General features: G+C 41.1%; 5 protein-coding genes. All 5 read left to right on the top strand.

The annotated features are described in order from the left end of the window. Positions 1-863, top strand: an 863-nt coding sequence (locus HMPREF2805_RS00355; protein WP_222563418.1) for a DUF859 family phage minor structural protein, incomplete at its 5' end; no start/stop codon positions are given. 14 nt (positions 864-877) lie between these two features. After that, complete coding sequence (locus HMPREF2805_RS00350; protein WP_075230972.1) at positions 878-1,483, top strand: DUF1366 domain-containing protein; 606 nt, start codon at positions 878-880, stop codon at positions 1,481-1,483. An 11-nt stretch (positions 1,484-1,494) separates the two neighbouring features. Further along, positions 1,495-1,776, top strand: coding sequence for a DUF7365 family protein (locus HMPREF2805_RS00345; RefSeq protein WP_036756718.1), 282 nt, complete (start codon positions 1,495-1,497; stop codon positions 1,774-1,776). 15 nt (positions 1,777-1,791) lie between these two features. Then, a complete protein-coding gene (locus tag HMPREF2805_RS00340; RefSeq protein WP_075230971.1) occupies positions 1,792-2,022 on the top strand; it encodes a phage holin in 231 nt (76 codons plus the stop codon). 9 nt (positions 2,023-2,031) lie between these two features. After that, positions 2,032-2,283, top strand: a 252-nt coding sequence (locus tag HMPREF2805_RS00335; protein ID WP_261676106.1) for a GH25 family lysozyme, incomplete at its 3' end; no start/stop codon positions are given.

Raw genomic sequence — 2,283 nt, 5'->3', positions numbered from 1 at the left:
CTGGACCAGCCACTGGATCCTGGACAAGTATCTCAAACCTAGTCAATTCGCAGGCCAATCTAGCTGGCAATTATCTAGCTAATCAATCCTGGGTGGTTATCGGTATTATTGAGGACAAATTCACTCGTACTGAGTTCATGGTCAACGTGGCAACAGAGAGCGTAGTCTTGTCTTACGACCGTTCAGGAGTTGGTGTCAACAAAATCAGAGAGCGTGGCGCTCTTGATGTCAAAGGCGATATATACGCTAATGACCAGCCTATCCAGCAATTTCAGTTGACACAGAATAACGGGAACTCCTTAAATGCTGGAGGGGATTGGAACAGTAGGACAAATGCTGGCATATTCATGGGTTATAATCTATCAAACTCTCCTCAAGGGGGCAATGGTTGGAAACATGTGCAAGTATTCAAACACAATGACAACTGGGTAGTACAAGTAGCCTATGATTTTGGAGGTGAAATAGGGGCAATCCGTGCGAAAGTAAATGGAACATGGAAACCTTGGAAGTATCTTGCTACCAAAGATGATGTTTCAAGGATGCTCGCTTCAACTAACTGGCAAAATGCCAATTTACAAAATGGGTGGAGCCATCATAGAGATTATGGAAATGTCCAATTTTCAAAAAGCTTTGACGGTATTGTTTATTTAAGAGGGACTTGTAAAGGAGGAAAGACTACTCGTGAGTCAATTATCTTTACTTTACCTGAAAATTTCAGACCATCTACAACACTATTCAAAACCGCTTTAAACAATGACTATGGCCCTGCTGTTTTAGGTATCTATCCGAGCGGTAACGTAGTCGTGAAGGGGAACGTTGACGAAAAATGGTTAAACCTAGACAACGTTTCATTCAAAATTTAAAAGGAGAAGAAAGCATGAAATTAGAATATGGGACAAAGTCCCAAGAATTTGACGCAAGTGGAACAGCATCGGCTACAAAGGTCACGTTAGTCAATTCAGACGGTGCTATCGTACCTATCTTGCTACCAGCTGATAAAATCAGCTTATCAAATACAGAGCTCTTTGAGCTTGCTCTTGAGTCGCTCTATGAGGAAAATTTCCCGAACAGAGCAGAAAACGAAAAATTCAGCAAAGTAGCTCAAGAGCTACAAAAGAACAAAGAGGCAACGGATAAAGCTGAGCAAGCTGCTAATGCAAACAAGGAAAATCTTGACACGGTTTCAGCTATCACTGAGGTCTTGATTGCCTTGGCAGTATCTCAAAATGGCGGTATGGCTACTCATGCTTATGGCAAGGTTGCTGCATTTATTAAACCTCTAGTCAAGGACACTAGATACAACAATGGCGATATTGTGGCTATGCCTTATCCGTTTGATACCAATCCAAAATGGCCGAGTGGAACTAAGACTATCTTTAAGTTCCAAATGCAGCCAACAGAGGGCTACACATGGAAAGAACAGTCACTTGCTGAAATGCTACAACAAGGTGTGTTGACCGTAGTCATGCCACGCATTGATTAGAAGGAGGTTGTATGCCAGGTTATGAACGATTTCTCGTACAGATCTTTATCACCCTCATTCCTGTGATTGGTCTTTATTTTTCAATGAAAGATAAAGCAACCAAGCAGGAGAATCGTCTTACGATTTTAGAGAAAGATATCGAAAATCTGAACGAATTTAAGACATCAGCCAACAAACGGCTCGATAACCACGATGAACAAAATAAGGCTATCTTAGTACTAGCTGAGCAAGTGAAATCGCTTGGTGAGGATGTAAGAGAGCTTAAAAGCTTGATTCAAAATAAACAACAATAAAAGGAGAAACTCAAAATGATTAACTGGAAATTGCGCTTGCAAAACAAAACAACACTCATTGCCCTTTTAGGAGCTATCTTCCTTATGGCTCAGCAATTTGGATTAGAAATCCCTAAGAATATTCAGGATGGTGTGAACACATTCGTTTACATTCTTGTATTGATTGGCGTTGTAAATGACCCAACAACTGCAGGGATCTCTGATAGCAAACGTGCTCTTGACTATCAAGAACCAAGCGAAGACTAGGAGAGAACAATGAAGAAAAACGACTTATTCATCGATGTATCTAGCCACAATGGATACGATATTACAGGTATTTTGGCTGACATGGGTACACAGAACACTATTATCAAAGTTTCTGAAAGTACAAATTATCTAAACCCTTGCTTGTCTGCTCAAGTGGAGCAATCCAATCCTATCGGGTTCTACCATTTTGCGTGGTTCGGCGGAGACGTAGAAGAAGCTGAGCGAGAGGCACGCTATTTCCTTGATAATGTGCCCCAAAAA

The sequence above is a fragment of the Streptococcus sp. HMSC034E03 genome, from assembly GCF_001811505.1.
GTDB lineage: Bacteria > Bacillota > Bacilli > Lactobacillales > Streptococcaceae > Streptococcus.
Note: the sequence above shows the minus strand (reverse complement) of the source record. Positions and strands in the feature narration are given on the sequence as shown.

Excerpts from the sequence above, each read along its gene's own strand:
- HMPREF2805_RS00345 (WP_036756718.1), top strand. The coding sequence starts at position 1,495 with ATGCCAGGTTATGAACGATTTCTCGTACAGATCTTTATCACCCTCATT.
- HMPREF2805_RS00350 (WP_075230972.1), top strand. The coding sequence starts at position 878 with ATGAAATTAGAATATGGGACAAAGTCCCAAGAATTTGACGCAAGTGGA.
- HMPREF2805_RS00340 (WP_075230971.1), top strand. The coding sequence starts at position 1,792 with ATGATTAACTGGAAATTGCGCTTGCAAAACAAAACAACACTCATTGCC.